Below are 25606 nucleotides of genomic sequence, written 5' to 3'. Positions count from 1 at the left end.
TTGCCGCAAGGGCATTTTCGTCACGGTGGCGGGACATTTAAACCAGCGCCACACAAGGGAATAAGAGGATATCGATATTCATAATCACTTGCCTTCAACGGGCGAAAAGAGTAAGCACAAATAGGATATATAAGGAGGGCCTAATGGACGTTGTAATGCTTTCGCGTCTGCAATTTGCTGTGGCCGTGTTTTTTCACTTCATTTTCGTGCCTCTCACGCTGGGCCTCTCGGTAATCATTGCCCTGATGGAAACCCGCTATGTGCGTACTGGCGACGAATTCTGGAAAAAACAGGCCAAATTCTGGGGCAAGCTGTTTGTCATAAACTTTACCCTGGGTGTGGTGACCGGTATCACGCTGGAATTCCAGTTCGGCACCAACTGGTCACGATATTCGGAATACGTGGGCGACATTTTTGGTTCGCTCCTTGCTATTGAGGCCACTGTGGCCTTTTTTCTTGAATCCACGTTTCTTGCGGTGTGGCACTTCGGCTGGAACCGCGTGGGCAAGAGGCTGCATCTGGCCTGCATCTGGCTGGTTGCCCTCGCGGGCAACCTTTCCGCCCTGTGGATCATCCTTGCCAACGGATTCATGCAGAATCCCGTGGGCTACTACATCAATGAAGTCACAAAACGCGCGGAACTGGCGAACTTTTACGAGGTCGTCACCAACCCATATGGCTGGGGCATGTTCGCGCATACGGTCCTTGCTTCGTGGGTACTTGGCGGCTTCTTTGTGCTTGGCGTTTCTTCCTGGCACTTGTTGCGCGGCAGCAATACCGACTTTTTCCGCCGCGCGTTCAAGATGGTGGCTCCCTTTACCCTGATTTTCGCGCTGCTTCTGGCCCTTTCGGGCGACCAGCAGGGCAAGACCGTGGCCAAGTATCAGCCCGCCAAGCTGGCGGCGATGGAAGCGCACTGGGAAACGCATACCGATGTGCCCTTCTACCTGCTGGTGTGGCCTGACGCCGAAAATGAAACCAATACCGTGCAGGCCCTCGGCATTCCTGGCCTGCTGAGCTGGATCGCCTTTGACGACGTGCACGCCGAAGTCAAGGGCCTCAAGGCTTTTGCCAAGGAAGACAGGCCGCCTGTGCTGCCGACCTTCCTTACCTTCCGCACCATGGTCGCCCTTGGCGGCATATTCCTGGCGCTTTCCTTCTGGGCCTTTCTGCAACGCAAAAAGGATGTGCCCAACAGTCTGCTTCTCAAGCTGCTTGTGCTCAATATTCCGCTGCCCTACATCGGCCTGATGGTGGGCTGGGCCGTGACGGAGATTGGCCGTCAGCCCTGGATAGTCTATAATCTCATGCGTACAACGGATGCCGTTTCGCCGGTTCCGGCCGATAACGTGCTTATCTCGCTGATCGCCTTTATCGGCGTGTACTCGCTGCTCGGCATCCTGGACATCTATTTGTTGCGCAAATTTGCCATCAAGGGCCCGGACGCCCAGGAGGTGTAGCCATGCTGGAAACCATCTGGTTTGTGCTGTGGGCATTACTGTGGGCCGTGTACTTCATTCTGGACGGCTTTGACCTTGGTATGGGCACGTTGCTGCCTTTTCTGGGCAAAAACGAGTCGGAACGCCGCATCATGTACAATGCCGCCGGGCCGTTCTGGGACGGCAACGAAGTGTGGCTTATCGCCGCAGGCGGCGTGACCTTCGCGGCTTTTCCCAAGGCCTATGCGGTCATGTTCAGCGCGCTGTACGCGCCTTTGCTGATGTTGCTTTTCGCCCTGATCTTCCGGGCGGTATCCTTTGAGTTCCGCAGCAAGGTCGAGCACGATGCCTGGCGTAGCCTGTGGGACTGCGTGCACTTTGTGTCCAACCTGGTGCCCTGCATCCTGCTGGGCGTGGCCTTTGCCAACCTTTTTATGGGTATTCCCGTGGACGCCCAGGGCGTCTACCACGGCAACCTGCTCGCCCTGCTCAATGTGTACGGGCTGGCGGGCGGCGTGTTCTTTCTCTGCATGTTCGTGCTGCACGGCTCGCTGTGGCTGGCCATCAAGAGCCACGGCGACCTGCAAATCCGCGCGGTAGCCACGGCCAGCTTTATGTGGCCCATCATGCTGGTGCTGCTGGTGGCCTTTCTTATTCTCTCGGCGTTTTACACCAAGCTGTTTGATAACTATCTGGCCATGCCCATTCTGCTGGTGCTGCCTCTGCTGGCCCTGGCAGGACTTGTGGGCGCGCGCATCATGCTGCACGCTGGCAAGCTCTGGTGCGCCTGGGCGTTCAGCGCGCTGTTCATCCTGGGCGTCACCTTCTTCGGCGTCGTGGGCATGTTCCCCGGCATGATCATCTCTTCCATTGATCCTGCCGCCACAGTGACGGCCTTTAACGGGGCTTCAAGCCAGCTGACGCTCAAGATCATGCTTGGGGTGGCTCTGGTCATGGTGCCCATCGTGCTTCTGTACCAGTTCTGGATGTACCGGCTGTTCTCAGAGCCGGTGCTGCCCAAGGATCTGGACGACGATCACGCCTATTAAGGCTGCTGCAAAATGGTTGAAACAAGGCCGCGCCCCCAAAGGGCGCGGCCTTGTGCATTGTAAAGAAAAAGAGGTAGGTTGGAGCATGAGGCCAGTGTGGGTTATGTTTAAGTAAAGGCACGTTGGAATGCTTTGTGGGGGAGGGACCCTTTTGAAAAAGGGTCTCCTCCCCCACACCCCCTCCCCCTAAAACTTTTAGGGTCATGACTAGCTGAGAGGAAAATTGCGGAGCATTTTGAGCACCAATTTGTATATGTCCTCTCGCCGATGGTTAAATCTAAACTCGCATTCTTTCAAATGAAAATAAAAAGTGTGCTGGTGCAAGCCTCTAAATCGGACGAGCCGAGTTTTTGCAAAGGCCCAAAAGCTTTCAATCCCGTTAATGTGGGAATGGTTGTTTGCAAATTCGTTATTGCCGTGCTGAACACGAAAATGCTTTTGATAGCCAAGGTCTACAAGACCATCATAGCCACGCCATCCGTCAGAGTGAATAACGCTCTCAAGTTCAACGCGACCTCTGATGATGCCCTGGAGAGTGGCTTTTGAACAGTCGGGCACAATTTCGGTGTAGACGTGCCCATTGCGTTTAAACAGGCCGAAAACGATAGTTTTGCCACGAGCACCCCGACCTCTGATACCTCTGACCCGGCGCGCTCCAAAGTAGCTTTCATCAACCTCAACCTCACCGCTGACAGGCGATTCCGCCTCACAGTACTGGGCGATTCTTTCCCGGAACGCAGCGAGATACCTATTAATGGTATTGCGGTTGAGGCTCGTGACCTCGGCAATTTGAGAGGCGTCCAAATCAACGGCAAACAGCCTTACGATTTGACGGATTTTGTCCTCGGAAATTCTCGAACGATAAGCATACTTGTTTTTTGTTGCCATACTTAGCTTTTAGCCTTTTGTTGGCCTCTCAGCTAGTCATGACCCAACTTTTATTGTGGTCTTGGTGGTCCAATCCTGCAGGCTGTTTGTCACTTCTTGTTCACGGCCGTGCCAGACTGAACTCTCCATAAGGGAGTGTGTGCGGGCGCAAAAGGCGTGAGTGAGGAACAGTGTTGGCGGAGGAAATATGAAGAAGACAGCAATGGCCTTGTGGCGTCGGATGCGGCCAGGACGGGCCGGGAAAGAATCCGGCTCTGTGACGGCGGTCAAGGCAAGGGGCGGGCGATTTTTGCCAGTAATGGCGCTGTGCCTTGCCCTTGCACTGGGCCTTGGCGCGTGCGCGCCGCGCGAGCATCGGCCCCTGACGTTTGAAGAACAGCAGGACCTTGAAGCCTACAGGCAGTGCAAACGCGAAGCCACATCAATGAATCCTGAATGGCGGGGCGACACGAGCTACTTTCCCTGGCGGGCCTACTTTGACATGTGCATGCGGCGTATGGGCGTGAGCGATGAGCGGATGCGGCATATGCACATCTGGATGTAGCGGGTTTTTGGCCTGAAAGGCCTTGGGCTGTGCGCACGGACTCCCGCGTGCAGGTTGCACCCCAACGTACAGACAAGAAAAACCGGGGAAGAATCGTTATGCAGATTCTTCCCCGGTTTAGGCATTTGGCTTTGGCGCTTCCAAAGACGAATTTTGCGATGGTGTGGCGCCTGACAGGCGCTTCGCCGAGTTGCCCGTTTCGGAGTAAAAAACTTCGAACTATACGTAACTATACTAAAAGTTTTAGGGGGTGGGGGCGTGGGGGAGGAGACCCTTTTTCAAAAGGGTCCCTCCCCCACAAACTTTCTCCCCCTCACAGATCTAATCGTCGCCCACTTTGAGCGCGGCCAGAAATGCCTCCTGCGGCAGCTCCACGTTGCCCATGCGTTTCATGCGGCGTTTGCCTTCCTTCTGCTTTTCGAGCAGCTTACGCTTACGGGTGATGTCGCCGCCGTAGCATTTGGCGGTAACGTCCTTGCGGAAGGCGGAGACGGTTTCGCGGGCAATGATTTTCTGTCCAATGGCGGCCTGAATGGCGACCTGGAAGAGCTGGCGCGGGATGCTGCGTTTGAGCTTGAGGGCCAGTCCGCGTCCGTAGGTATAGGCGCGATCGCGGTGTACGATGACGGCCAGGGCGTCCACGGTTTCGCCGTTGAGCATGATGTCGAGGCGCACGAGGTCGGAGGCCCGGTAGTCCAGGGGATGATAGTCCATGGAGGCATAGCCGCGAGTGGCGGACTTGAGCCTGTCAAAAAAGTCGTACACGATTTCCGCAAAGGGCAGTTCGTAGGTGACCACCACGCGGTTGGAAGCGAGGTAGTGCAGGTTTTTCTGAGTGCCGCGCTTTTCTTCGCAGAGCTTCATGACGTTGCCCACGTATTCATTGGGCACATGAATGTCCATGTTGACGTAGGGCTCGTACAGCGTGTGGATCTTGGTGGGATCGGGCAGATGGCTGGGGTTGTCGATTTCCAGCGTCTTGCCGTCATTGGTGTCAACCTTGTACACCACTGAAGGCGCGGTGGCGATAAGGCCGACCTCAAACTCCCGCTCCAGCCGTTCCTGAATGATTTCCATATGCAGCAGGCCAAGAAAGCCGCAGCGAAAACCGAAGCCAAGGGCCTGTGACGTTTCAGGCTCATAGGAAAAGGCCGCGTCGTTGAGTTGCAGCTTTTCCAGGGCGCTCTTGAGGTTTTCGTAGTCCTCGGATTCTGTGGGGTAGAGGCCGCAGAAAACCATGGGCTTCACTTCTTTGAAGCCGGGCACGGGGCTTGCGGCCGGGCGGTCGGCGTGGGTGATGGTGTCGCCCACGCGGGCGTCGCCCAGCTCCTTGATGGAACCGCAGAGAAAACCCACTTCGCCTGCCAGCAGTTCCTTGACGTCAGCGGCTTCGGGCGAAAATACGCCCAGGCGCAGCACTTCATAGTCCTTGCCCGTGCTCATGAGGCGCACGATTTCGCCCTTGCGAATGACGCCGTCCATAACGCGGAAGAGCACCACGACCCCCTGGTAGCTGTCGTACCAGGAGTCAAAAATAAGCGCCTTGAGGGGAGCCGCCCTGTCGCCCTTGGGCGCGGGCAGGTGATTGACGATGGCTTCAAGCACGGCATCAACGCCCAGGCCCGTCTTGGCGGATACGGACAGCGCCTGGGAGCAGTCGAGGCCGATGCTTTCTTCAATATCGGCCTTGACGCGTTCGACCTCGGCGCTGGGCAGGTCTATCTTGTTGAGAACAGGCAACACTTCATGGTTGTGGTCCAAGGCAAGATATACGTTGGCCAGGGTCTGCGCTTCCACGCCCTGGGTTGCGTCAACCACCAGCAGCGCGCCTTCGCAGGCGGCCAGGGAGCGTGATACTTCATAGTTGAAGTCCACGTGGCCAGGCGTGTCGATGAGGTTGAGCTCATATTCCTGACCGTCGGCGGCAAAGTAGGGCAGGCGCACGGTCTGGGCCTTGATGGTGATGCCGCGCTCGCGCTCCAGATCCATCCTGTCCAGGTACTGCTGGCGCGCCTCGCGTTGGCTGACGACCTTGGTCAGTTCCAGAATGCGGTCTGCCAGGGTGGACTTGCCGTGGTCGATATGGGCGATGATGCAAAAATTGCGTATATTTTCCTGCTTGACCATGTTTTTTCCTGCGTAAAATCTGGTTGCGTAGCTGATCTGTATAGCCAAGATTTGTCACGAAGTCCATGCAAAGGCCAGCGTTTTCGCCGGGCCAGAGCGGAGGCAGGTGCGGTGGATTTCAGCCTGTGTGCAACCTTGCGCGGCTATGTGCAGGCGAATAGGAGTGTTACCCGTCTAGCGTGTGAGTGTGCAGCGCACAGCAACATTGTGTGATTTGATAAAATAGCTTTTTCGACAGAGTGGAGATTTGAAATATGAAGCGTTTCAGCGGAAATCTGTTCTTTGGAGCACCGATTAGAGCAATTTCACTTTGAAATTGCTCAGGCGTCTGCGTGAGCAGACGCCCGCAGCAGAGGCGTAAGCGCAATTTATTTGCGCAGTTATGCGCCGAAGCGGGCGTCTTGGAAGCATTGAAAATGGATATTTTCAATGCGAAAATGCTATAAAGAGCCTGCTGGAAAGGCGCAGTTATTTCGTTTGGCAAGGCGCGATCTTTTTTTGAAGCAGGGGTGGACTCTTCCGTCCTCGACTGGTTCAAAAAAAGTGAAGCAACGCCGCCAAACGGAATAAATCAGCGTTTCCCCAAAAAAACAAAAAGGCCGTACCGCGTAAAAACGCCGCACGGCCTGTCAGCTCTGAACAAAAACGGTCTAGCGGAACTGTGCCAGTTGCAGGCGGATCACAGCCCTGTGCAATGCGGCTTCAGCGCGAACCGAATCAATCTGCTCGTCATGGCTGGCAATGCGCTGTTCGGCGCGTTCTTTGGCGGCCATGGCTCTTGCTGTGTCGATATCCTGCGCCATTTCGGCAGACTCGGCCAGCACGGTGAGCACGTCGTTGTTCACGTCGGCGAAACCGCCGGAAATGAACACGTGTTCCTCCTTGCCGCCTGCCACCTTGTAGCGCAGACCACCAATCTTGAGAGCGGAGAGCAGGGAGACGTGCTTGGGCAGCACGCCGAATTCGCCTTCAACACCGGGGCAGACGGCCATTTCAACTTCGCCGCTTACCACGGTTTTGTCCGGCGTCACCACTTCCAGTTGCAGTGTGCCCATAGGTACTCCTTCGCTCCTGATATGCCAGATGCGTTTGTCCAGTGACCGCGCCACGCGGCACGGTCACTGGTCTTTCAACGATCTAGTTTTCTTCCTGCAGCTTGCGCTGCTCGTACTTGGCCACGGCCTGTTCGATGCCGCCCAGCATGTAGAAGTCGCCTTCAGCCATGTGGTCGTACGCGCCGTCCAGGATGCCCTTGAAGCCCTTGATGGTATCTTCAAGCTTCACATACTGGCCGGGGGTACCGGTGAAGGTTTCGGCCACGTGGAAGGGCTGGGACAGGAAGCGCTGGATGCGGCGCGCGCGCGCCACAGTGAGCTTGTCTTCGTCCGACAGTTCGTCCATGCCGAGAATGGCGATGATGTCCTGCAGTTCTTTGTACTTCTGCAGCACCATCTGCACGCGCCGGGCCACCATGTAGTGATCTTCGCCCACCACGTCGGGGGCGAGAATGCGCGAGGTGGAGTCCAGCGGGTCCACGGCGGGGTAGATGCCAAGTTCCGCAATCTGGCGCGAAAGCACGAGGGTGCCGTCCAGATGCGAGAACGTGGTGGCCGGGGCCGGGTCGGTCAAGTCGTCAGCGGGCACGTAAACGGCCTGCACGGACGTGATGGAACCGGTGTTGGTAGAGGTGATGCGTTCCTGAAGCGAGCCAAGGTCCGTGCCAAGGGTGGGCTGATAGCCCACGGCCGAAGGCATGCGGCCCAGAAGGGCGGACACTTCGGAACCGGCCTGGGTAAAGCGGAATATGTTGTCGATGAAGAGGAGCACGTCCTGATGTTCTTCATCGCGGAAGTATTCCGCGCAGGCCAGGGCCGTGAGGGCCACGCGGGCACGGGCTCCCGGAGGTTCGTTCATCTGGCCGTAGACAAGGGTGGCGCGTTCCAGAACGCCCGCATCCTTGAGTTCGTGATACAGGTCGTTACCTTCACGGGTGCGTTCACCCACGCCCGCGAAGACCGAGGAGCCGCCGTGCTGCTTGGCGATGTTGTTGATCATCTCCATCAGAATAACGGTCTTGCCCACGCCGGCGCCGCCGAAGAGGCCCATCTTGCCGCCCTTAGGGAAGGGCACAAGCAGGTCCACAACCTTGATGCCGGTTTCGAGCAGCTCGACCTTGGTGTTCTGGTCGGTGAAAGACGGAGCCGGACGGTGGATGGGATAGTATTTTTCAGCGTTAATGGGGCCCAGTTCATCCACGGGGCGACCGATAACGTTGAGGATGCGGCCCACAGAGGGCTTGCCCACGGGCACCATGATGGGTTGACCGGTGTCAACCGCTTCCATGCCGCGCACCAGACCTTCGGTGGCGTCCATGGCGATGGTGCGAACAACGTTGTCGCCCAGGTGCTGTGCAACTTCACAGACCAAGTGGGGGGCGTCGGTGTTGTTCGGATTTTGGATCTCCAGGGCGGTGAAGATATTCGGCAGGTTGCCGTCGGTGAACTCAACGTCCACAACAGCGCCGATAACCTGGACGATTTTACCGATGTTTTTGCTCATTAGTTGGCTCCTTAACCCTTCAGCGCTTCAGCGCCGCCGACGATGTCGATGAGTTCGCTGGTGATGGAAGCCTGCCGCGTCTTGTTATAGAGCAGGGTCAGCATGTTGATCATCTCGTTGCAGTTGCGCGTGGCGTTGTCCATGGCGGCCATGCGGGCCGCATGTTCGCTGGCAGAAGTGTCCAGCATGCCACGGTAAACCTGCACCTTGACGTAGCGGGGCAGAAGCTCCGCCAACAGCTTTTCTTCCTGCGGCTCGTAAACGTATTCGCAGCGCGCTTCTCCGGCTTCTTCGGCGATTTCTTCAGCCTCGGGCGTTTTCAGGGGCAACAGGCAGAGACTGCGCGGGGGCTGATGCCCCATGGACACAAACTCGCCGTATATGAGCCACACTTCGTCGAGACCAAAGGTTTCGTAGCCGTGAATGACTTCCTGGGCCACGGAGCTTGCCAGGGCAAAGTCGATGCTGCCCATGCGGTCTGCATAGGCTTTGACAATCTTGAAGCCGGCCGCCTTGACGGCGTCACGGCCCTTCTTGCCCATGCAGACAAAGCTCACTTCAAGGCCTTCCGCTTTTTTCTCCTTGGCAAGCCTCAACGCAGTGGCAATGATATTGCCGTTGAAGCTGCCGCAGAGTCCGCGGTCAGAGGTCACCAGCACAATGGCGCAATGCTTCTTTTCCTCATGCTCGGCCAGCAGGGGGTGGGCGTTGCCCTCCACCTTGCTCGACAGTTCGGCGAGCACGTCGCGGTATTTGGCCGCGTACGGCCTGAAGCGCTCGATGCGGGCCTGAGCGCCACGCAGCTTCGCCGAGGCCACCATATTCATGGCCTTGGTGATCTGCTTGGTCTTACCGACCCCCACGATCTTCATTTTTACGTCTTTGAGTGAAGGCATGCTTTTCTCCCGGATATTGGGGGCCCCTAGGCCGTCCAGCCCTGCTTGAAGGCGGCAATAGCCTCGGTAAGCGCTTTTTCCACAGCCTCGTCAATGACTTTCTTTTCTTTAATGGCGTCCAGCACGTCTTTCCTGGTGTCGCGCAGGAAGGTCAGCATGGCGGCTTCAAAACGGCGTACGTCCTCCACCGGCACGTCATCCATAAGTCCGCGCGTGGCGGCGTAAATGGAGGCGACCTGTTCATTGGAAGGCATGGGCTGGTACTGGGGCTGCTTGAGCAGTTCCACCAGACGCGCGCCGCGGTCAAGCTTGGCCTTGGTGCCCTTGTCCAGGTCGGAGCCGAACTGGGCAAAAGCCGCCAGTTCGCGATACTGGGCAAGGTCAAGACGCATGGTGCCCGCCACCTGCTTCATGGCCTTGATCTGCGCCGCGCCACCCACGCGGGACACGGAAAGGCCCACGTTAATGGCCGGACGCACACCGGCGTTGAAGAGGTTGGGTTCGAGGTACACCTGACCATCGGTGATGGAGATCACGTTGGTGGGGATGTACGCGGACACGTCGCCAGCCTGGGTTTCAATGATGGGCAGAGCCGTCATGGAGCCAGCACCGAGACTGTCGTTCACCTTGGCTGCACGTTCGAGCAAACGAGAGTGCAGGTAGAACACGTCGCCGGGGAAGGCTTCACGTCCCGGAGGACGACGGAGCAGCAGGGACATCTGGCGATAGGCCACGGCCTGCTTGGAAAGGTCGTCGTAAATGATGAGGGCGTGCTTGCCGTTGTCGCGGTAGAACTCCGCCATGGTGCAGCCCGTGTAGGCTGCAATGTACTGCAGCGGCGCGGGGTCGGACGCGGTGGCCGAAATGATGGTCGTGTACTCCAGCGCGCCGTGGCGACGCAGGGTATCGGCCACCAGAGCCACCGAGGACTTCTTTTGGCCGATGGCCACGTAGAAGCAGTGGATGTCCGTTTCTTTCTGCGCCAGGATGGCGTCGATACACACAGCGGTCTTACCGGTCTGGCGGTCGCCAATGATAAGTTCGCGCTGGCCGCGGCCAATGGGCGTCATGGCGTCGATGGCCTTCAGACCCGTAGGCATGGGCTCATGCACGCTTTTACGCGCGATGATGCCGGGGGCCTTGATTTCCACGGGGCGCACTGCTGCGGCCTCGATGGGGCCAAGGCCGTCGATGGGCTCACCCAGGGGGTTGAGCACACGGCCCATAACGCCGTCGCCGACAGGCACGGAGAAGATCTTGCCGGTACGTTTGACCGGGTCGCCTTCTTTAATGCCCACGTCCGAACCGAGCAGAGCGACACCTACGTTGTCCTCTTCGAGGTTGAGCACCATACCCATGACGCCGCCGGGAAATTCCAGCAGTTCCATGGACATGGCGTTCTGCACGCCGTAGACGCGGGCGATGCCGTCACCAACATAGAGCACGGTGCCGGTTTCGCTCATTTCTACGCGCTGCTCGTAGTTCTGGATTTGATCCTCAATGATCTTGCTTATCTCTTCCGCTTTGATCTGCATGTGCTATTCACCCCTCTTGAATGTCTCCCGGAGGATACCCAATTGCGCGCGCAGACTTGCGTCCAGCACCCGGTCACCCATTTTGAGCACCATACCCCCTAGTATGTCCTTATCGACGGCAAAGGTGAGCTCAATGTCGGCGCCGGTTTTCTGTTCCAGCGATTCTTTGAGTTTAGCCTTTTTGTCGGCAGGAAGTTTGACTGCCGTGACGAGTTGGCCACGCACTATGCCCTTGGCTTCGTCGAGCAGTTTGCCATACCAGGCGGAAATTTCGCGCAGAAAGGCGAGCCTTTCCTTGTCTGCCAACAGAAAGCAGAAGCTGCGCATAGTCTGGTCGGCCTTGAGCTTGCCCAGCAGCTTGTCGAGAACTGCCTTTTTTTCCTCCACGCCGATCACGGGACTTTTGAGGGTCAGGTCAAGTCCCGGCGTGGCGACAAGCATTTCACCAAGAGCGGCAAGGCATTGGCCCCGCGCACTCAAGGCTTCGTCCCCATCCTTTTTGCCCAACGCAAAGATGGCGTTGGCGTACCTGCGTGCAACCACGGTGTCGATCAATGGAGCACCACCTTTTTAAGGGAGTTGGCGATAAGCTTGTCGTGGGCTTCGGCATTGAGCTTGCTGCTCAAAGCCTTTTCGGCGGCGTCCACGATTTCGTCCGCGATGACGGCGCGCACTTCAGCAAGCACGGTGCGGCCTTCATTTTCGGCGGTCATGCGCGCCTGCTCCACAATTTGCGCCGCCTGACGGTGCGCCTCTTCCACAATGCCCGCTTTCAGGTTTTCGGCCTGTTTGCGGCTTTCGGCCAGAATGGCTTCACGCTCTTCGTTGAGGCGGGCAATGCGCGACTCAACGGCGGCCAACTGTTCCTTGGCCTTGGCGCGGCGTTCATCCAGGTCGTCCAGCGCTCCGCTGATGGTCTCGCGGCGATTCTTGAAGAAACGCTTGGCCAGTCCGCCAACAAAGTACCAGAGGATGCCCGCAAAGATCACGAAGTTGAGCACGCGCCAGCCGAAGTCCCCCCAGCGCGCTTCCCCATGCCCTTCAGAGGCCAGCGCCTCAAAAGGAATGAAGACAAGCGCGGCAAAGGCAATAACGAGCGGCAGGATATAACCCGCGTGTTTCCATTTGCTCAAAGCCCACCCCCCTCTGTTCAGAGAATAATGCAATAGCGTAGACTGTGCCTAAAGAAGCCGGATCGCCTGAAAAGCGTCCGAAAAGGAACCGAAAAAGCGCAAAAACTAACCCTTGAGAAGCTTGGTCGCCAGCCGGGCGGAAAAATCGCTCACCTGGTTTCTCAGCTCATCAAGGGTCTTGGCCGCCTGGGCCCGCAGGGACTCGCGGGTTTCGGCAAGAATGTCGCGGGCGCTTTTTTGGGCTTCGCCCACCAGCACCTGCTGTTCAACCGTGCCTGCGGCGCGGCCTTCTTCACGGGTCAGACCGGCGTCCTGACGGGCGCGGGCCAGTTCGGCCTCATAGTTGGCAAGGCGTTCCGCAGCCTGGTACTCGAAAGACTCGGCCTCTTCAGCCATGCCGTCCATGATGCCGTTGCGCTTTTTTATGATATCGCGGATGGGTCGGATAAGGAGGATGTTTAGCACAAAAATGGCGACCAAAAAGTTCACCAGCTGAAAGATCATTGTAATGTTAAGATCCAGCATGCCGCATCCTCCCGATGATGTCGGATTGTAGGAATGAAAAAGACATTAAGCCCTTGCAACATATCTCCTTGCCCCTGTTCTGTCAAAGGGTATTGGTGACAAATTTCGCAAACTCTGAAAGTTTTTTTAAAATTATGTTTAAATTCAGCATATTAAAAAACAGATGTCCGGAGCCTGATGGGGCCGCGTCCATGAGGGGGCTTTTGCCGCCAAGGGGCTGGCAACTGCAAAGCGCGCCTTTTCGGCCATTTTGGGGGTGTGGAAGGGCATTGAGATCATGAAAGAAAACACTTGCGCAATATAGGTGAATATCGCAAATTGTTTGATTGTTCAGGCAAGAATCCAGTCCGCCGGGCCGTATCCCCTTTGTTCAAGCCAGTTTGCGGCCTCTTCGGCCGCGCCATGGGCGGTCAGGGCGTTGAGGATGCGGCAGCGGCCGGGTCCCGGCAAGGCCTCCCTGCCCAGCACAGGCACGCCGCCCACCACATTGCCGATCTTTTTGGCGTCAATTTCGATATACGCAGCCGGGCACACGCCTCGCCGCCATAAGGGCGCGAGCCTTCTGCGCGCCATGCGGCCGCCGCCAATGACCCAGACCAGCGGATGAAAAGGGTTGTGTCGCTCAAGGTGACGGGCCAGCCATAACGCGCGCAGCCCATCGCAGGCATCCGCCGCATAGCGCCCGTCCGTCCTGGTGGCGCGGTCAGGGGCGTCGTTCCATATGAGAAGCGCTTGCGGCAGTTTTTCCATAAGCGCGCCCTCGTGCAGCCAGCGCAGCCACAGTTCCCAGTCTTCGGCAAAATTCCCGTCAGCGTAGGAGCCCCAGCGCTCCACCGCCTCGCGCCGGAACATGGTGGTCGGGTGGCAGACCGGCGTATCCCTGAAGCGGTTGCGGCTGATCTCTGTGGGGGATAGCAGGCTGTTCTGCCAGTCCACAAAATGCGCAAAACCGTAGGCATTGGCGCGGTTGCCGCCAAAAGCAGCCAGACTGGCCGAAAGCGTGAGTCCGCTCTTGCCCCAGAGGTGGGCGGCCTGCAGGGCCAGACGCTGCGGATGGGCCGTGTCGTCGGCATCCATGCGGGCGATGAAGGAGCCGCGCGCCGCTGCCAGTCCGGCGTTGAGGGCGGCGACGATGCCGCCGTGCGGCAGGTGCACGACGCGCAACCTGCTCTGGGCGGCTGTTTCGTTGGCGCAGGTATCCAGCAGGGCGGCGCTGTCGTCCGTGGAACCGTCGTTGACCACAATGATTTCAAAGGAGGGGAGGGGACAACCGGCAGCCGGTTCCTGAACAAAAAGGCTGTCCAGTGCCGTTTTCAGCGTGCGTGCGGCGTTGAACGCCGGCAGAACAACCGAAACAAGTGGCGGCGCGTCTGCGCGCAAGGCGCGGGCCCTATTCACGGTCAGGGTCGGCCCCGTGTTGGGCGGGTTGACGCGCGGGGCCTGCTGCGGCGACATCTTTGGTTTCCGCATCCACGGCGGCTCCGTGATTCGACACGGCTGCGCGGCACGGCATGGCTTCGGGACCCGACATGGCTTCGGAGCAGGATACAGCTTCGCGGCGCGGGTCAGCTTCGCGGCACGGCATGGCTGCGCAGCAAGATCCGTTCTCCGCATCCTGCGCGGAAAGGCTGTTCAGAAAATCCACGACCAGTGAGGTTATGCGGCGCGGGGGCAGGCTGGCGTCCAGATGGTGATGCGCGGTTGCATGATAGAGCGGCAGCCGCTCGTGCAGCACCTGCCGTACTTCGTCCCTGATGTCCGCGCCAGTGAGGGACGGACGCTGCGCTGTCAGGGGATTGCTGGAAAGCCGCGCCGCCAGCGCCTCCACTGGTGCGGACAAATAGAAGACATGCCCCTGTTCGCGCATGAAAATGCGATTCTGCTCGTCCAGCACCATGCCGCCGCCTGTGGCGATAACGGCTCCCTGGGGATGGATGGCCGTCACAGCCCGCAACGCATCGCTTTCGCGCTTGCGAAAGCCGGGCCAGCCCTCAGCTTCCACAATCTCGGCCACGGTGCGGCCCGCCTGTTCAAGAAGATAGTGGTCGGTGTCGATGAAGGGCAGCGCGAGGCGTTGCGCCAGCAGGCGGCCAATGGTCGTTTTGCCGCAGGCTCGTGGGCCCACAAGGAATATGAGAGGCATGGGGCTTCCTGATGGCTGTGGCAGCCCGGTGGACCGCGCAGGGTTCAAAGTAATTCATGGCGTCACGCTGCGCTAACACCTTCGCGGCGGGCGTCTGTTCGCGCAGCCGCCAGAGCAATTTCAAGCGGCAGCCGTTAGGCGACGAAGAAGCCTTACGGATGGCGACAGCATCGCTAGTGAAATTGGTCTAGTGCCGCGTTAGAACATTTACACTTTTTCAAAGGTAAAATGCTCTAAGGAAGCACTGATTAAAGAGCCTCCTGGAAACGCGCTGGTATTTCTTTTGGCAAGGCGCGATCTTTTTTGAAGCAGGAGTGGACTCTTCCGTCCTCGACTGTTTCAAAAAAAGTGAAGCAAGTCCGCCAAACGGAATACATCCGCGTTTCCCTAATACACCACGCTGTAGGACATGACTTCCGGCCTGTGGAAGAAAAACTCCACGCGGCGGTTCATGGCGCGGCTCTGCTCGTCGATGCCGGGCTTGAGGGGGCGGGTGTCGCCATAACTGACGGCGCGCATGCGCGTGGCCTTGACGCCGTGCTGCGCCAGATAGTTGACCATGGATGCGGCGCGCGCTCCGGACAGTTCCCAGGCGGACGTGAAAGGCGGGGCCGTTTCGGCCGAATCGGCATGGCCGCGCACCACGAGATAGAGATTGTATTCTTCCATGAGGTCAAGCACGGCGGTCAGCACTCTTTCGCCGTCGGGCAGCAGATCGACGCTGCCGGGCTTGAACATGATGTCGGAGTTGACGCGCAACTGAACGCCCACGTCGTCGGCGCTGATGCCCGAAGAGCTCTGGGGTATGGCGTCGGCCATAAGCATCTGCTTGATTTTCTGGGCAATGGCGTAATGGGACTTTTCGACTTCAGATATCTTGATGTCGCGCGCGTCGATTTTGTCCGTATTCTGGATGAAGGGATTGTTGGAGATGGGCGAAGTGGAACTGGAGTCAAAGTTACGGTCGCCGCTGAAATAGGCGGCCAGACCCGCCCGAGTTTCGGGCGGCACCATGCTGAGAACCCAGAGCAGGAGAAAAAAGGCCATCATGGCCGTTACAAAGTCGGCATACGCGACTTTCCATGCGCCGCCGCCCATAGAGGAAACTCCTTACCGTGTATGCCTCGCGCAAGAACCTCGCGCGAGGGGCTGTCATGCCTGTTTCCCCGGCCCGGCCCACGCAAACAGGGGGAAAATGGGGAAAACCAGCGCAAATCCGGGGGGAAGGGGCAGAAGCGCGTTGCCTTTTGCCCGTCCCGGCTTTTGAGTCATTATGGCAGGCAGGGGCCGCCTGCGCAACGGCTAAAACTCGGCAAAATCCACGTCACGTCGCGGCGCGCGGTACTTTCGTACAGCGTTAGAGCAGTTACACTTTTTCAAAGTTAAAATGCTCTAGCCGCTCTTCAGTCTGTCTTCCATTTCAGCAAAGGTGGGGCGGAAGGGATAGGGGATGGCCCTGCGCCCGTATTCCACGGCGATAAGGGGCGTGGACCCGCGAATGGCCGCCGCCACGGCTTCCTTGATGGAATGATAGTAAAAATGTTCTTCAGCCACGTAGTTTTCGAGCTTGGAGCCCATGGGGCCGAACAGGCCGTAGCAGCAGAGAATACCAAAGAATGTGCCGACAAGGGCCGCGCCGATGTAGTGGCCGAGAACTTCCGGCGGCTCGTTGATCTTGCCCATGGCGAGCACCACGCCGAGCACGCAGGCCACGATACCCATGCCGGGCAGCGATTCGGCCATGTGCCCAACGGCATGGGCGGGCAGGGTGCCTTCTTCGCGCATGGTGGCGATGTCCACGTCCATGAGGCTGTCGATGTCGGCCGGGTCGCCCGTGGTCAGATAGACGCGCAGGGTGTCGCCGATAAAGTTGACGATCTTTGTGTCCTTGGACACGTTGGGATATTTGCTGAAAATGGGGCTGGATTCGGGTTTTTCCACATCGCTTTCAATGCTGATGACGCCTTCGCGGTGCATCTTGGAAAAGAGCGTATACAAGAGGGCCAGCGTTTCAAGATAGCGTCCTTTGCTGGACCCGGGGTCGGCGAAAAGGTGCTTCATGCTCTTGAGAATGAGCCCGAAGGTATACTTGGTCTGCGAACCAAAAAAGGCTCCCAGGCCGCAGCCGAGAATAATGATAAATTCCGCGGGCTGAAAGAGGATGGCCCATTCACCGTGGGCCAGGGTGTATCCCGTAAACACCGAAGCCGCAACGATGCCAAGACCTATTAATAAATACATAGTGCCGCCTGTAGGCTCAATTCGTCCTGTGTCGTTCCATCACCTGCCGTGCCGGGGGATGACGTTCCCCGGAAAAGTGTTGCGGAGCCGGTATGTGCCCGTTGCCCGCACTTGGCAGGCCACTGGTCGCCGATGCTGCCGCCAGGCCCGCAGTGGCAAACATGCCAGCAGGGTGCCGCGTAGTCAAAGCCCTTTCCGGCCGTTTCAGAGCGGCGTGCGCCACTCCGAGGGAGGCTCAGTCCGAGGTTTTCTACATTCTTAACGCCTGACCGTGTAAAATCTTTAGCCTGTCGTGCGGAAAAGGCAAGCCCCGTATGGAGAAATGTTCCGGACAAAATCGGAAAACACATAAGATAATGGTGCAATCAGACAGTATTTTCTGTTTGTCTGCATGGGTTTTATCCCATGCGCCAAGCCTCTGGCGTCCGGAGCGTGTTATCTTTGAAAAAAAATGCGTGCCCGAAAGTTGCACAAGAGTATAGCGTTAGAGCATTTACACTTTTTCAAAGGTAATATGCTCTAAAAGCGCCTCCATCTAGTTGCCGAAGAGATCCCGCACAAATCCTTCCGCGCCGCGTATGCCGTCCTGCAACAGGCCGGGAAGTTTTTTGCCCTTGCCCTGCGCAAAGCGCGGGTCAAGGCTGTATCCGATATTGGTGAACGGCCCCTTGGCAATGACCGGCACGCTCATGCCCAGGGTTTCCACAGTGGCTGAGGCCTCCAGATACTGTCGCGGCAGGCTGATTTTCGCCTGGCCTCGGGCGCTGAGTCCCGTGGCGCTCACCGTGACGGGGCTGGCGTGTATGTCGCCGTTTTTGATGGTAAAGGGCGCGCGCGCACTCTCAAAGGTGTCCGGCACAGGCTTGCCCACGATGCCGGGCACGTTGGCGGGCAGGGTTGGCAGGGATTTCAGGCGCATTTGCCGTATTTCAAGCAGCCCCGAGCCGGAAAGGCTGTTTTGCAGGGCAACGGCGCTTTTGCCGTGCATGCTCAGGTCGGCGTCCAGACGGGCTGTGCCCTCCACGGGACGCCCCTTGTCCAGACTTTCCAGCAGAGCGCCCAGATCCACGTCCGACGCCGTGCCGTTAACGGTATAGGCTGCGGCTGGCACATTGGCCGTGCCCTCGGCCTTGATGAAGCCACCGCTGCCGAGGGTGCAGTTGAAGGTCGAAATCTTGTAGTTGCCGCGCAGGCCCTGCGCCACGAACTGCACATCCCTGGCGCGCACCTTGCCCTGACTGATGCCCGCCAGCGCGGCCCGGATGTTGATGTCCGGCAGGGGGGACACGTCGGTTCCCCCGGATTTTTTGCCTTTGGGCCCGTCAGTCGTCTGTCCCTGCGGCTTGCCGCTTTCGGGCAGGGGCAGGTAGGCATCCAGATTGACGGCGCTGACCTGCATGTCGGTCGTGATGGACAGGGGCGCGCCCGGTTCCATGCCCAGGCGGAATTGGCCGCTCAGGGTCACGTCGTCCACAAGGGCGTCAATGTCCGAAAGATTGAGGCTGTTGTCGCCATAGGCCAGCCTGCTCTTGATTTTGAGCGTGTCCGTGACGTCGCGGGGGGCGGGTTTGAGAGGCTGCCCCGCCAGGGCGGCCAGCTTGCGCAAGGACGCGTCCAGTTCAAGGTTGCCCGTGAAGGACGGCGGGTTGAACGATGCTTCGCCCTGAAGGCCCAGACGCGCCTGGGGCGTGGTAATCCAGCATTTGGCCACATGCATGCGCCATGCGTCCGTGTCCAGACTGCCTTCGATATTCAGCTGCAGGGGCCCGGCTTCCTTGGGCAGGGGACCGGCCAGGGGACTGAGGGTCAGCAGGGTCTGGCGCAGGGCGATGTTGGGCGGCGCATAGCGCAGCTTGGCCGACAGGGCCAGGTTGGCCGACAGCGGTACGGGCATTGCCGCGCCGTCCTTTGCCGTGCCTTTTGCCGTATCCGCCGTCGTGTCCGTCGTGCCCGTCGTGTCAGGTCGGCTGGCGGTAAAGGTGAAGTCGCACTGGGCCACAGCCTCTTGCCCCGGCCGCAGATTTTCCACAGAAAGATTCAGATCGCCGAGGGTCAGCGTCTGCCCCTGCGCGTCCGTGTAGCGCACCATGCCCTGCCGCGCGACAAGGCGTTTAAGTTCAATGGCCGGAGCCGCTCTTTCAAGCGTCTTGGCCTGCTCCACAGCCGGAGCCTTGACGCCTGCCTTGGGAGCGGGCGCGCCCGCAGGGCTGCCGGAGACGCGGGAATCTGCCGCGCCGGAGGTAGAGGCAGGGGCCTTGTCAGGAGCCGGGACAGCCGCGCCCGAAGCCGGGGCAGTGATATGGTCAGGAGCCGGGGTTGGAGCGGCGGCCGAAGCCGCGCCGTCAGCGCCAGTGGGAGCGGGCACAGCTGGAGCGGCGGCATACTGCCGCACGTCCACCACAGGATTGTCCAGGCGCACCTCACGCACCACCATGGAGCCGGAAAGCAGCGGCATCAATTCAAGTTCCGCCATGCCGCTCTTGACCGAAAAAACGAGGCCGTCGCCCATCTCCGGCTGGCCCCAGCGGGCCTGTCCGAAGCGCACGCCAGGGGGAAAAAGGGAAATCTGCGGCGCAGTTTCAAAGACCAGGGGCTTGCCCGTGGATCTGGCCGTGGCGTCAGCGATCTGGCGGATAACAAAGGCGGCGTCTATCTGGCTGAGAACAATGGCCAGGGCCGCCGCGACAACCAGCAGCACGCCAGCGGTCCAAAGCAGAAAACGTTTCATCATGTCTCCAAAAACTCTCGTGGCACGCATGCCGGAACATTCCTCACCGGCAAAGGCTGCCGTGCGCGTGGATAGCGCCAGGATCATCGCCGGGCGCGGCCCGGTTTTCTCCCTACCATCTCCTTTATACGAAAAGGGCAAATACTGTGCAAGTTGACCGCCAGCCGTTGGCTTGCGCCATTTTTACGGGGTCGCTTGCCCACGGCCATACTTGCGCGTATGAAAAAATCATGTCGTCAGCACCGTTCCCACCCACGTCTGTTCCCCTTGGCCGGGCTGAAGCCCCCGGCGGCTCATGGCCGCCGTCCGTCCGTTCTTTTAAAGGCCCGGCTGGGTTGCCTCCGGCGATCATGTTTCAGGGAACCTGCTCCAACGCGGGAAAAAGTCTGCTCACGGCCGCCCTGTGCCGCCTGCTGGCGCGCCGGGGCCTCAGGGTCGTGCCCTTCAAGGCGCAGAACATGGCGCTCAATTCTTTTGTGACCGCCGACGGCAAGGAGATGGGACGCGCCCAGGCGCTTCAGGCCGCCGCCTGCGGCCTGGCCGCCGATGTGCGTATGAATCCCGTTCTTTTGAAGCCCACATCCAACACAGGCTCTCAGGTTATCGTGCTGGGGGAGCCTGTGGGGCGGATGCGTGTGGGGGCCTATCTGCGGTACAAGCCCGAAGCCTGGAAGGCCGTGCGGCGCGCCTACCGCAGTCTGGCGGCCGAAGCCGACGTGGTGGTGCTGGAAGGGGCGGGCAGCCCGGCCGAGATCAACCTCAAGGCGCACGATATCGTGAACATGCGCATGGCCCGCTATGCCCGTGCTCATGTGGCCCTTGTGGCCGACATTGACCGGGGCGGCGCCTTCGCGGCCCTGGCGGGCACCATGGCGCTGCTGACGCGGGCGGAAAGGGCGCGGGTGGCCGGTTTTATCCTCAACAAGTTTCGCGGGGACCCCACGCTGCTGGACCCGGCCCTGCACAGCCTCACCCGCCGCACGGGCAAGCCTTTCTGGGGCGTTGTGCCCATGCTGGAAAATCTGCATCTGCCAGAAGAAGACTCCGTCAGCTTCAAGCTGGGCATCACGCCCGGCCTCAGCATGGGCGAAGGCCGTGCTGAGGCCGCAGACACGCTGGATATGGTGGTGCCCGATCTGCCCCACATCAGCAATGCCACCGACCTGGACGCCCTGCGGCAGGAGCCCGGACTGCGCCTGCGCATCGTGCGCGCCGGCGAGGACTGGGGGCACCCGCACGTCGTTATTGTGCCCGGCAGCCGGAACACCGTGGCTGACCTGCGTTTTTTGCGCGCCACAGGCCTGGCCGACGCCATGACGCGCTTTGCCCGCACAGCCCTGGAAGAGAAGCGCGGCGCGCTGGTGGGCATCTGCGGGGGACTGCAGATGCTCGGCAGCGTCATTGACGATCCTCTGGGCCTTGAGGAGGGCGGCCTTGAGCGCGGCCTGGGAATTTTGCCCCTGAAAACCCGTCTTGAAGCGGACAAAAAACTGCTGCGGGTCACGGGGCGGGCCTGCGTCTGCCTTACGGCCGATCCGCCGGATACGTCCATGGGCAGCGCGGCGGCCGGGGGGCTTATGGTTCCTGCCCAGGAAGTGGAAGGCTATGAAATACATCATGGCCGCACCGTGCCCCTGCCGGAAGTGGCACATGAAGAGGCGCATGCCCGCAATCCCCGCGTGGTGCTGGCGGACGCGGCGGGCCGTCCCCTGGGCTGGGGCCTGTGCGACGCCGCCGGGCGGGCAAGGGTCTGGGGCAGCTACGTGCATGGCCTTTTTGATGCCGACGCCTTTCGTCATGCCTTTCTGTCTTCCCTGCGCCGCGACTGCGCCATGCCGCCCCTTGAGGGCTCTGCTTACGCTCTTGGCCCGGAGCTTGACAGGCTGGCGGACTGCGTTGAGAACTCCCTGGACATGGCGGCCATTTACGGGCTTCTTGGGCTGTGCTAGCCTGACCGGGGCCGTGCTTTTACGCACGCCATGCCGGAAAAAGAAATGCCGTTCGCCTGCCTTTCCGCCACCAGGGAACGCGGCGCGCGGATGTGTCCCGACTGGTCGGGACAAGGGGTATCGGTCGTACCCGGGTTACGGGAGCACAAGGCATGAGCATCAGAACCCTCATCAAAACTTCCAACATGGCGCAACTGGTCGTGGTTCTCATGCTTGGCCTGTGCATCATATGGCTCGGACGCAGCCTGTCCGAGGTCAACGGGCTTCTGCACAACTATTACCGTGTTGCGAGCCTGCTTGTCGAAATAGGCAACACCCCGCGTGAAAGCTACCACGCCGCCCTTGACTACCTTTCCACTGGCGATGACGCCCACCTTGAACGCTGGCGACGTCTTCTGCGTGAGGCGCGGGGCGAGGCGCCCCGTCCTGATACGGCAAGCGCGGCTCCGGGCGAATGTGTGGCGCTGGCCGCCCTGGTGGACCATCTTGAGGCGGACGCGTCCACACGCGCGCAGATGCACGCTCTTCTGGCGCAGGTGGACACGTTCAACATCATGACCGAGGACGTCGTCAATCTTGCCCTTGGGCAGAAGCCGGACTCCAATGCAACGGCGGACGCCGCCTGGAGCGCCCGCCCCGGCCCGCAAGCCGCCCTGCGCATGATGCGCGACTGCAATCTGGCCCGTCTGCCGGACGCCATTGCCGCAGACGCCAGCAAGCTCGGCAGCACGCAGTACGCCGACCTTTTTGTCCGCCTGGACACGCGTGAGGCCCTTCTGCGCTGGGCCATGCTGGCAGCCATGGGCGGCCTGATCCTGCTTGGGGCCTCCGCGCTGGGCAATGCCTGCATTTTCATAACGCGTGTGGCCAATCCCCTGGACAGGGTGATCGGCTATGCCGAAAGCGTTGCCGCAGGGCTTGATCCCGCGCCACTGCAACTCAGGCACAGGGACGAACTGGCGGGCATGTTCGCCTCGTTGCAGCGCATGAAGGACACGCTTTTTTCGCGCATCAGCGAATTGAAAGAAGTGGAAATGTGGGCGCGCAAAAGCCGCCAGCAGGCCATACAGGCGCGGTCGCAGGCGCTCACGTCGCTGGAGCTCGCCCAGCGGGCCTCCCACGTGCAGGACGATTTTTTACGCCGCATCAGCCATGAAATACGCACGCCGCTCAATGCCATCATCGGCATGAGCTACCTCAGCCTGCAGACGGATCTCAGCGGCGTGCAGCGCGACTATCTTGCCCATATCAACAAATCCGGAAGCGTGCTGCTGGACATGGTCAACAGGATTCTGGATTTTTCCAGCGCCAGCGAAGGGTCCATGCGTATGGAGCGCAGGGTTTTCGACTTGCCGGGCTTTCTGGAACTGCTGCGTCAGAGCGTGGCGGGCACGGCTCTGGAAAAGCGCCTTTTGCTCAGTGTGGTGCGGGATACGTCCATTCCGGCCACCGTGGCGGGTGATGAGCGCCATCTGGAAGAGGTGCTGCGCATCCTGCTGGACAATGCCGTCAAATACACTGTGCGCGGCAGCGTCGCCTTGCGCGTGCAGCGGGCGGACGAACCCGCCGCCACAGAAGGAGCCCTGCGGCTGACCTTTGTGGTGGAGGACAGCGGCCCCGGCCTGCGCGAAGAGGATTGGAAAAAGCTTTTCGAGCCCTTTGCCCTTGGGGACGAGTCCATGACGCGGTCGCGCAGCGGTCTGGGCCTGGGGCTTGCGCTGGCGCGACAGCTGGTCAGCCTTATGGGTGGCGAACTTGAGGTGTTCAGCGTGCCGGGAGAGGGCAGCCGCTTCTTCTTTTCGGTGGATGTGGATACGGTGGACACCTTCAGCCTGTCTGCCGGTTCTGCGGAAAAAATGCCCCTTGCCCGGCCCGTGCGCCCTGCCGGCGGCTCGTCCGGGATTTTTTTCACCGGGGCGCAGAGTCCGGCAGGCGAGCCAGGCGGCCGCATGCGGGCCATGTCCGAAATCGGCGTCTTGCCCGAAGCTGACGCCACGCCCGAAACTGGCGTTGGCCCCGAAGCCGCGGCAGTCCGGCCAGCCGTGGCGGCAGAGGGCGTGAAGGCCCCGGATCAGGCCGAATTTCCGCCCCGTACGGTGCTGGTGGTGGAAGACAATGACATCAACGCGCAAATCGCGCGTGAACTGCTGCAACAGGCGGGATTGAACGTCGTGCTGGCGGCCAACGGGCAGGAAGCCCTGGACCGGCTGAAAGCGCCAGCGCACACGGACATCGCTCTGGTGCTGATGGATGTGCAGATGCCGGTCATGGACGGTCTTGAGGCCACAAGGCGCATCCGTCGCGAGGGGTTCGCCCCGGTGGACCTGCCTGTCATTGCCATGACGGCCCATGCGGACATGTCTTCGCGCATGGACGGCAAGGATGTGGGCATGAATGCCTATCTCACCAAGCCCGTAAATCCTGAAACGCTCTATACGTGCCTTGAAAAATGGCTGCCGGGCGGGCTCCGCCGCAATCCTTTCAGAAAAGCGCGTGCCGGGGACGCACGGCCGCCAGACCCGCAGGCGGGTTCTTTTCTTTCAAACTCCGGTGAGGAAGACAGCCATGCCAGGTGTCTGCAGGCCATCAAGGCCCGCATGAAGGGGCAGCACAACCCCGTCATCAATATTGAAGCCGGTCTTGCCACCGTGGGCAATGACAGAAAACTGTATCTTGAGCTTTTGTTCCGTTTTGTGGAACACTATGGCGACAGCGCCGTCCGGCTGCGCGACATGCTGCGTGACGGCGATCTTGATGCCGCCTCCCGTCTGGCGCATACCGTCAAGGGCGTGGCCGCCAATCTGGGGGTGGAGCGCATCCTCCGCCTGACCCGCATGATGGAAAACGCGCTGCCGGATACCCCGCTGGATCCGGGGCTGCTCAACGCCTTTGAGGCGGAAATGGCGCGTGTGCTCGAATCTGTTCAGGGCGTAAAGGGCCTTGACCGTGAAACCAGAAGCGGCAATCTGCAACTCGCCGAAGAACACCGCACCGCGCTGCTGGCCCTGCTGGGCGAACTGCCCCAACGTGCGGAAAGGGACTGGGGCGGGGTGGAAAACGCGCTGGAAACGCTGATCCCGCTGATGGAAGGCACGCCCCATGCTGAAGAAGTGGCGGCCATACTGGTGGCTGTCAAGGATTTTGATATGGACGGCATGACCGACAAAGCCTGCCGTTTGCGCAAAAAGCTGCTGCGCGGGCAAGCCTGACGTGTTTTCGCGGGGCGATGCCGCCTGTGCCCTTTTGCCGCAGGCGTCTTAGCCGATAAAGCCAATGGGGCCTTTTGCCCGCCACTGATGGAGGTAAGACCATGGATCATATAGCGGATACCGCGTTTGAGCGGAGCGTTGAAGACGGGCACGAAGGCGACAGGCTGCAGCTGGTCACCTTTCACATAGCCGGAGAAGAATTTGGCGTGGACATCCTTTCCGTGCAGGAAATCATCCGGCCCATGCAGATAACCATGGTGCCGCATGCGGCGCGCTTCATTGAAGGCGTCATCAATCTGCGGGGCAAGGTCATACCCGTCATCAACATGCGCACCCGTTTCAATATGCCCGCCCTGGAACGCGACAGCGACACCCGTATCGTGGTGATGGAATTTGACCAGAAAATCGTGGGCTTTCTGGTGGACGGCGTTTCAGAGGTGCTGCGCATTCCCGCGTCCACGGTGGAGCCCGCCCCGCCCGTAATCTGCGGCATCGGCTCGGAATATATCAGGGGCGTGGGCAAGCTTGACGACCGCCTGCTTATTCTGCTTGACCTTGACACGTTATTGAGCGAAATGAACGCCGAAGCGGGCTAGGCGGCATTACTGCATCACAATGTAGGATCTGCCCGGCAATCCGGC

The 25606-nt window shown here is 59.8% G+C and carries 20 protein-coding genes; 6 read left to right on the top strand and 14 right to left on the bottom strand.

Annotation, left to right across the window (positions count from 1 at the left end; genetic code table 11):
* Nucleotides 1–143: 143 nt before the first annotated feature.
* Both DESU86_RS05575 and cydB read left to right on the top strand, forming a co-directional pair.
* Complete coding sequence (locus DESU86_RS05575; protein WP_179980141.1) at nt 144–1460, top strand: cytochrome ubiquinol oxidase subunit I; 1317 nt, start codon at nt 144–146, stop codon at nt 1458–1460.
* 2 nt (nt 1461–1462) lie between these two features.
* Nucleotides 1463–2488 (top strand): cytochrome d ubiquinol oxidase subunit II, encoded by a 1026-nt coding sequence (gene cydB, locus DESU86_RS05570; protein ID WP_179980140.1) that lies wholly within the window; start codon nt 1463–1465, stop codon nt 2486–2488.
* Between the two features lie 207 nt (nt 2489–2695).
* On the opposite strand, the gene DESU86_RS05565 is transcribed toward cydB, so the two are convergent.
* Complete coding sequence (locus tag DESU86_RS05565; protein ID WP_179979375.1) at nt 2696–3376, bottom strand: IS1595 family transposase; 681 nt, start codon at nt 3374–3376, stop codon at nt 2696–2698.
* Nucleotides 3377–3563: 187 nt separating this feature from the next.
* Here DESU86_RS05565 and DESU86_RS05560 point away from each other — a divergent pair, with 187 nt between their 5' ends.
* On the top strand, nt 3564–3920 hold the full coding sequence (locus tag DESU86_RS05560; RefSeq protein ID WP_232088275.1) for a hypothetical protein: 357 nt from the start codon (nt 3564–3566) through the stop codon (nt 3918–3920).
* Nucleotides 3921–4241: 321 nt separating this feature from the next.
* On the opposite strand, the gene lepA is transcribed toward DESU86_RS05560, so the two are convergent.
* The 13 genes from lepA to DESU86_RS05495 form a co-directional block, all read right to left on the bottom strand.
* Nucleotides 4242–6047, bottom strand: a complete 1806-nt coding sequence (gene lepA / locus DESU86_RS05555; RefSeq protein WP_179980139.1) for a translation elongation factor 4 — start codon at nt 6045–6047, stop codon at nt 4242–4244.
* 650 nt (nt 6048–6697) lie between these two features.
* Nucleotides 6698–7102, bottom strand: coding sequence for a F0F1 ATP synthase subunit epsilon (locus DESU86_RS05550; RefSeq protein WP_179980138.1), 405 nt, complete (start codon nt 7100–7102; stop codon nt 6698–6700).
* An 82-nt stretch (nt 7103–7184) separates the two neighbouring features.
* Nucleotides 7185–8606 carry a F0F1 ATP synthase subunit beta gene (gene atpD, locus DESU86_RS05545; RefSeq protein ID WP_179980137.1) on the bottom strand — a complete coding sequence of 474 codons (1422 nt, stop codon included), beginning with the start codon at nt 8604–8606 and terminating at the stop codon, nt 7185–7187.
* 11 nt (nt 8607–8617) lie between these two features.
* On the bottom strand, nt 8618–9502 hold the full coding sequence (locus DESU86_RS05540) for a F0F1 ATP synthase subunit gamma (RefSeq protein WP_179980136.1): 885 nt from the start codon (nt 9500–9502) through the stop codon (nt 8618–8620).
* Between the two features lie 26 nt (nt 9503–9528).
* Nucleotides 9529–11037: a F0F1 ATP synthase subunit alpha gene (atpA, locus tag DESU86_RS05535; protein ID WP_179980135.1), complete on the bottom strand. Its 1509-nt coding sequence runs from the start codon at nt 11035–11037 to the stop codon at nt 9529–9531.
* Nucleotides 11038–11040: 3 nt separating this feature from the next.
* The gene (atpH, locus tag DESU86_RS05530; RefSeq protein ID WP_179980134.1) at nt 11041–11592 is read right to left on the bottom strand and encodes an ATP synthase F1 subunit delta; all 552 of its coding nucleotides are present in this window, start codon (nt 11590–11592) and stop codon (nt 11041–11043) included.
* The gene (locus DESU86_RS05525; protein ID WP_179980133.1) at nt 11589–12170 is read right to left on the bottom strand and encodes a F0F1 ATP synthase subunit B family protein; all 582 of its coding nucleotides are present in this window, start codon (nt 12168–12170) and stop codon (nt 11589–11591) included. Before DESU86_RS05525 ends, atpH begins: the two co-directional genes overlap by 4 nt.
* Before the next feature lie 105 nt (nt 12171–12275).
* Entirely contained in the window at nt 12276–12695 is a 420-nt protein-coding gene (locus DESU86_RS05520; RefSeq protein ID WP_179980132.1) for an ATP synthase F0 subunit B, read from the bottom strand.
* Nucleotides 12696–13025: 330 nt separating this feature from the next.
* Nucleotides 13026–14150, bottom strand: coding sequence for a glycosyltransferase family 2 protein (locus tag DESU86_RS05515; protein ID WP_179980131.1), 1125 nt, complete (start codon nt 14148–14150; stop codon nt 13026–13028).
* Entirely contained in the window at nt 14086–14838 is a 753-nt protein-coding gene (aroL, locus tag DESU86_RS05510; RefSeq protein WP_179980130.1) for a shikimate kinase AroL, read from the bottom strand. Before aroL ends, DESU86_RS05515 begins: the two co-directional genes overlap by 65 nt.
* A 387-nt stretch (nt 14839–15225) precedes the next feature.
* Nucleotides 15226–15936, bottom strand: a complete 711-nt coding sequence (locus tag DESU86_RS05505) for an OmpA/MotB family protein (protein WP_179980129.1) — start codon at nt 15934–15936, stop codon at nt 15226–15228.
* Nucleotides 15937–16230: 294 nt separating this feature from the next.
* Nucleotides 16231–17079 (bottom strand): flagellar motor stator protein MotA, encoded by an 849-nt coding sequence (gene motA / locus DESU86_RS05500; protein ID WP_179980128.1) that lies wholly within the window; start codon nt 17077–17079, stop codon nt 16231–16233.
* A 535-nt stretch (nt 17080–17614) separates the two neighbouring features.
* Nucleotides 17615–19807, bottom strand: a complete 2193-nt coding sequence (locus DESU86_RS05495) for an AsmA family protein (protein ID WP_179980127.1) — start codon at nt 19805–19807, stop codon at nt 17615–17617.
* 230 nt (nt 19808–20037) lie between these two features.
* Between DESU86_RS05495 and DESU86_RS05490 the strand changes: the two genes are divergently transcribed.
* From DESU86_RS05490 to DESU86_RS05480, 3 genes are all read left to right on the top strand, one after another.
* Entirely contained in the window at nt 20038–21756 is a 1719-nt protein-coding gene (locus DESU86_RS05490; protein ID WP_179980126.1) for a cobyric acid synthase, read from the top strand.
* A gap of 152 nt (nt 21757–21908) precedes the next feature.
* Nucleotides 21909–24965, top strand: a complete 3057-nt coding sequence (locus DESU86_RS05485; protein WP_179980125.1) for a response regulator — start codon at nt 21909–21911, stop codon at nt 24963–24965.
* A 101-nt stretch (nt 24966–25066) separates the two neighbouring features.
* Nucleotides 25067–25561, top strand: a complete 495-nt coding sequence (locus DESU86_RS05480; protein WP_179980124.1) for a chemotaxis protein CheW — start codon at nt 25067–25069, stop codon at nt 25559–25561.
* Nucleotides 25562–25606: the final 45 nt, after the last annotated feature.

Source organism: Desulfovibrio sp. 86 (genome assembly GCF_902702915.1).
In the GTDB taxonomy this organism is placed as follows: Bacteria; Desulfobacterota; Desulfovibrionia; order Desulfovibrionales; family Desulfovibrionaceae; genus Desulfovibrio.
This window is presented reverse-complemented; position numbering and strand designations above follow the sequence as displayed.

Coding starts and splice junctions, on each gene's coding strand:
- DESU86_RS05575 (WP_179980141.1), top strand. CDS start 144: ATGGACGTTGTAATGCTTTCGCGTCTGCAATTTGCTGTGGCCGTGTTT.
- cydB (WP_179980140.1), top strand. CDS start 1,463: ATGCTGGAAACCATCTGGTTTGTGCTGTGGGCATTACTGTGGGCCGTG.
- DESU86_RS05565 (WP_179979375.1), bottom strand. CDS start 3,376: ATGGCAACAAAAAACAAGTATGCTTATCGTTCGAGAATTTCCGAGGAC.
- DESU86_RS05560 (WP_232088275.1), top strand. CDS start 3,564: ATGAAGAAGACAGCAATGGCCTTGTGGCGTCGGATGCGGCCAGGACGG.
- lepA (WP_179980139.1), bottom strand. CDS start 6,047: ATGGTCAAGCAGGAAAATATACGCAATTTTTGCATCATCGCCCATATC.
- DESU86_RS05550 (WP_179980138.1), bottom strand. CDS start 7,102: ATGGGCACACTGCAACTGGAAGTGGTGACGCCGGACAAAACCGTGGTA.
- atpD (WP_179980137.1), bottom strand. CDS start 8,606: ATGAGCAAAAACATCGGTAAAATCGTCCAGGTTATCGGCGCTGTTGTG.
- DESU86_RS05540 (WP_179980136.1), bottom strand. CDS start 9,502: ATGCCTTCACTCAAAGACGTAAAAATGAAGATCGTGGGGGTCGGTAAG.
- atpA (WP_179980135.1), bottom strand. CDS start 11,037: ATGCAGATCAAAGCGGAAGAGATAAGCAAGATCATTGAGGATCAAATC.
- DESU86_RS05520 (WP_179980132.1), bottom strand. CDS start 12,695: ATGCTGGATCTTAACATTACAATGATCTTTCAGCTGGTGAACTTTTTG.
- DESU86_RS05515 (WP_179980131.1), bottom strand. CDS start 14,150: ATGTCGCCGCAGCAGGCCCCGCGCGTCAACCCGCCCAACACGGGGCCG.
- aroL (WP_179980130.1), bottom strand. CDS start 14,838: ATGCCTCTCATATTCCTTGTGGGCCCACGAGCCTGCGGCAAAACGACC.
- DESU86_RS05505 (WP_179980129.1), bottom strand. CDS start 15,936: ATGGGCGGCGGCGCATGGAAAGTCGCGTATGCCGACTTTGTAACGGCC.
- motA (WP_179980128.1), bottom strand. CDS start 17,079: ATGTATTTATTAATAGGTCTTGGCATCGTTGCGGCTTCGGTGTTTACG.
- DESU86_RS05495 (WP_179980127.1), bottom strand. CDS start 19,807: ATGAAACGTTTTCTGCTTTGGACCGCTGGCGTGCTGCTGGTTGTCGCG.
- DESU86_RS05490 (WP_179980126.1), top strand. CDS start 20,038: ATGTCGTCAGCACCGTTCCCACCCACGTCTGTTCCCCTTGGCCGGGCT.
- DESU86_RS05485 (WP_179980125.1), top strand. CDS start 21,909: ATGAGCATCAGAACCCTCATCAAAACTTCCAACATGGCGCAACTGGTC.
- DESU86_RS05480 (WP_179980124.1), top strand. CDS start 25,067: ATGGATCATATAGCGGATACCGCGTTTGAGCGGAGCGTTGAAGACGGG.